2 rRNA genes are annotated in these 3,846 nt (G+C 55.4%); both read left to right on the top strand.

Going from position 1 to position 3,846, the window contains the following annotated elements:
* Positions 1–291: 291 nt before the first annotated feature.
* Positions 292–1,809: ribosomal RNA gene (locus K329_RS0100690) — 16S ribosomal RNA — on the top strand.
* A 454-nt stretch (positions 1,810–2,263) separates the two neighbouring features.
* Positions 2,264–3,846: ribosomal RNA gene (locus K329_RS0100685) — 23S ribosomal RNA — on the top strand; the annotation flags it as partial.

Below are 3,846 nucleotides of genomic sequence, written 5' to 3'. Positions count from 1 at the left end.
GCCCCGAGGGGCCGCAGGGATGCGGTTAAGCGGTGCGCGTGTGATTCTTGAGAACTCAACAGTGTGTCATATAAGTCGACGAATTAGTTTGTTTTGTTTTTGCCTCGTCGGGACTTGTTGATCAGCGGCTCATGCCTTTGGGTGTGGGTGGTTGTGAGGTTTGTTTTGATGTTTCTTTGGTAGAGATGATTCTCGATGATTCTAGCAATTGTCGGGGTTTGTTTCTGTCTGGGATTTTGGCTCTTATTGTTGATGCTTGCTTGGTGCTTTGGTGCTGGGTGGGTGTTGTTTTCGATGGAGAGTTTGATCCTGGCTCAGGACGAACGCTGGCGGCGTGCTTAACACATGCAAGTCGAGCGGTAAGGCCCTTCGGGGTACACGAGCGGCGAACGGGTGAGTAACACGTGAGTAATCTGCCCTTCACTCAGGGATAACCACGGGAAACTGTGGCTAATACCTGATATGACCCTTCCACGCATGTGGTGGGGTGGAAAGTGTTTAGCGGTGAGGGATGTGCTCGCGGCCTATCAGCTTGTTGGTGAGGTAGTGGCTCACCAAGGCTTCGACGGGTAGCCGGCCTGAGAGGGTGACCGGCCACACTGGGACTGAGACACGGCCCAGACTCCTACGGGAGGCAGCAGTGGGGAATATTGGACAATGGGCGAAAGCCTGATCCAGCAACGCCGCGTGAGGGATGACGGCCTTCGGGTTGTAAACCTCTTTCGCTCATGACGAAGCGCAAGTGACGGTAGTGAGAGAAGAAGGACCGGCCAACTACGTGCCAGCAGCCGCGGTAATACGTAGGGTCCGAGCGTTGTCCGGAATTATTGGGCGTAAAGGGCTCGTAGGCGGTTTGTCGCGTCGGGAGTGAAAACCATGAGCTTAACTCATGGCTTGCTTCCGATACGGGCAGACTAGAGGTATGCAGGGGAGAATGGAATTCCTGGTGTAGCGGTGAAATGCGCAGATATCAGGAGGAACACCGGTGGCGAAGGCGGTTCTCTGGGCATTACCTGACGCTGAGGAGCGAAAGTGTGGGGAGCGAACAGGATTAGATACCCTGGTAGTCCACACCGTAAACGTTGGGCGCTAGGTGTGGGATCCATTCCACGGGTTCCGTGCCGCAGCTAACGCATTAAGCGCCCCGCCTGGGGAGTACGGCCGCAAGGCTAAAACTCAAAGGAATTGACGGGGGCCCGCACAAGCGGCGGAGCATGCGGATTAATTCGATGCAACGCGAAGAACCTTACCTGGGTTTGACATACGCCGGAAAGCTCTAGAGATAGAGCCCCTTTTAGTCGGTGTACAGGTGGTGCATGGCTGTCGTCAGCTCGTGTCGTGAGATGTTGGGTTAAGTCCCGCAACGAGCGCAACCCTCGTCTTATGTTGCCAGCACGTAATGGTGGGGACTCATAAGAGACTGCCGGGGTCAACTCGGAGGAAGGTGGGGATGACGTCAAGTCATCATGCCCCTTATGTCCAGGGCTTCACGCATGCTACAATGGCCGGTACAAAGGGCTGCGATCCCGTGAGGGGGAGCGAATCCCAAAAAGCCGGTCTCAGTTCGGATTGGGGTCTGCAACTCGACCCCATGAAGTCGGAGTCGCTAGTAATCGCAGATCAGCAACGCTGCGGTGAATACGTTCCCGGGCCTTGTACACACCGCCCGTCACGTCACGAAAGTCGGCAACACCCGAAGCCGGTGGCCTAACCCCTTGTGGGAGGGAGCCGTCGAAGGTGGGGCTGGCGATTGGGACGAAGTCGTAACAAGGTAGCCGTACCGGAAGGTGCGGCTGGATCACCTCCTTTCTAAGGAGTCATCAAAGTGCTGCCTGCGCCTTTGTGTGTGGGTGGTTGGTGCCATTGCGACACCGTTCGTGTGTCGGTGGTGCCGATGCTTCTGTGGAATCGTCGATGAAGAGACAGCTTGCTGGTTGCCGTCCGTGGCTAGTACGGCCTGCTCCATGACAGTCGCTCTCCTGCTCTTCGGGGTGGGGGTGTGGGTGTGGTGGGGGTATCGGGTGTGGAACGTGGATGGTTGGTGGTTGGTGGTTGTCTTGTGTGACGCACTGTTGGGTCCTGAGGGATCACACATGTTTGTTGTGTGTGTGACCTTGGTGCCTCCTTTGGTTCCTGTTCCTGCTGTTGTGGGGGTGGGGGTTGTTGGTGGGTGTGTTGTTTGAGAACTGGACAGTGGACGCGAGCATCTTTTATTAGTGCTTGGTAGTTTTGTTTCGAGTTTTTTGTTGTGTTGTGGTTTGTTTGGCAAGCTATTAAGGGCACATGGTGGATGTCTTGGCATCAAGAGCCGATGAAGGACGTTGGAGCCTGCGATAAGCCCAGGGGAGTTGGCAACCGAGCGTTGATCCTGGGGTGTCCGAATGGGGAAACCCAGCTGGAGTCATGTCCAGTTACCCGCGACTGAATATATAGGTCGTGTGGAGGGAACGTGGGGAAGTGAAACATCTCAGTACCCACAGGAAGAGAAAACAAAAGTGATTCCGGGAGTAGTGGCGAGCGAAACCGGATGAGGCTAAACCGCGTGCGTGTGATACCCGGCAGGGGTTGCGCATGTGGGGTTGTGGGGTGTGTTTTTATTCAGTCTGCCGGCTGGGTGCACAGTAAGAAACCGCGTGTGAAGTCGAAGCCCATTGGAAAGTGGGGCCGTAGAGGGTGATAGCCCCGTAGACGTAAGCACTCGGCTGTGTGAGCACATTCCCAAGTAACACGGAACTCCTGAAATTCCGTGTGAATCTGGCGGGACCACCCGTTAAGCCTAAATACTACTTGATGACCGATAGCGGACAAGTACCGTGAGGGAAAGATGAAAAGTACCCCTGGCGGGGAGTGAAATAGTACCTGAAACCGTGTGCCTACAATCCGTCAAAGCCTTAGGACTTGTTCCGGGGTGATGGCGTGCCTTTTGAAGAATGAGCCTGCGAGTTTGCGTTGTGTTGCGAGGTTAACCCGTGAGGGGTAGCCGTAGCGAAAGCGAGTCCGAATAGGGCGTCTGAGTAGCACGATCAAGACCCGAAGCGGAGTGATCTATCCATGGGCAGGTTGAAGCGCGGGTAAGACCGCGTGGAGGACCGAACCCACTTCAGTTGAAAATGGAGGGGATGACCTGTGGATAGGGGTGAAAGGCCAATCAAACTCCGTGATAGCTGGTTCTCCCCGAAATGCATTTAGGTGCAGCGTCACGTGTTTCTTGCCGGAGGTAGAGCACTGGATAGCCGATGGGCCCGACCAGGTTACTGACGTTAACCAAACTCCGAATGCCGGTAAGTGAGAGCGTGGCAGTGAGACAGTGGGGGATAAGCTCCATTGTCGAGAGGGAAACAGCCCAGACCATCAGCTAAGGCCCCTAAGCGGTGACTAAGTGGAAAAGGATGTGGAGTCGCAGTGACAACCAGGAGGTTGGCTTGGAAGCAGCCACCCTTGAAAGAGTGCGTAATAGCTCACTGGTCAAGTGATTCCGCGCCGACAATGTAGCGGGGCTCAAGTCATCCGCCGAAGCTATGGCATTCATACGTTAGCTAAGCCGCCCTTGAGGTTGGTTCAGGTGTGTGGATGGGTAGGGGAGCGTCGTGTGGGGGGTGAAGCCGCGGAGTGATCCAGCGGTGGACGCCACACGAGTGAGAATGCAGGCATGAGTAGCGAATGCAATGTGAGAAACATTGCCGCCGAATGATCAAGGGTTCCAGGGTCAAGCTAATCTGCCCTGGGTAAGTCGGGACCTAAGGCGAGGCCGACAGGCGTAGTCGATGGACAACGGGTTGATATTCCCGTACCGGCGAAGTAGCGCCCATGACGAATCTGGTGATGCTAACCATCCGAAACACCTCT

Origin of the sequence: Nocardioides alkalitolerans DSM 16699, from assembly GCF_000426525.1 — a bacterium.
GTDB lineage: Bacteria > Actinomycetota > Actinomycetes > Propionibacteriales > Nocardioidaceae > Nocardioides > Nocardioides alkalitolerans.
The sequence above is the reverse complement of the archived record's forward strand: the minus strand, read 5'-3'. Positions and strand labels throughout refer to the sequence as shown.